This is a genomic window from Shigella sp. FC1544, from assembly GCF_001722145.1.
In the GTDB taxonomy this organism is placed as follows: domain Bacteria; phylum Pseudomonadota; class Gammaproteobacteria; order Enterobacterales; family Enterobacteriaceae; genus Escherichia; species Escherichia coli.
Genome location: NZ_MECT01000411.1, coordinates 1 through 576, shown reverse-complemented (window position 1 = coordinate 576; position 576 = coordinate 1). Strand labels below are relative to the sequence as shown.

At 49.0% G+C, this 576-nt stretch carries 2 protein-coding genes; one reads left to right on the top strand and one right to left on the bottom strand.

Annotated features, from left to right (window positions below; translation table 11 throughout):
* Positions 1-147, bottom strand: a 147-nt coding sequence (locus BGK49_RS27885; protein WP_001393286.1) for an IS1 family transposase, incomplete at its 3' end; no start/stop codon positions are given.
* A gap of 185 nt (positions 148-332) precedes the next feature.
* Here BGK49_RS27885 and BGK49_RS17390 point away from each other — a divergent pair.
* Positions 333-576: transposase (locus BGK49_RS17390; RefSeq protein ID WP_000567704.1), on the top strand; the 244-nt coding region annotated here is incomplete at its 3' end.

The window sequence follows — 576 nt, the reverse complement described above, 5'->3', positions numbered from 1 at the left end:
TTGAGAAGCGGTGTAAGTGAACTGCAGTTGCCATGTTTTACGGCAGTGAGAGCAGAGATAGCGCTGATGTCCGGCAGTGCTTTTGCCGTTACGCACCACCCCGTCAGTAGCTGAACAGGAGGGACAGCTGATAGAAACAGAAGCCACTGGAGCACCTCAAAAACACCATCATACACTAAATCAGTAAGTTGGCAGCATCACCGAAATCGCGATACCTCGATATCGTTCTGAACTTATGATTTAGACTGGCCCCCTGAATCTCCAGACAACCAGTATCACTTAAATAAGTGATAGTCTTAATACTAGTTTTTAGACTAGTCATTGGAGTACAGATGATTGATGTCTTAGGGCCGGAGAAACGCAGACGGCGTACCACACAGGAAAAGATCGCAATTGTTCAGCAGAGCTTTGAACCGGGGATGACGGTCTCCCTCGTTGCCCGGCAACATGGTGTAGCAGCCAGCCAGTTATTTCTCTGGCGTAAGCAATACCAGGAAGGAAGTCTTACTGCTGTGGCCGCCGGAGAACAGGTTGTTCCTGCCTCTGAACTTGCTGCCGCCATGAAGCAGATTAAAG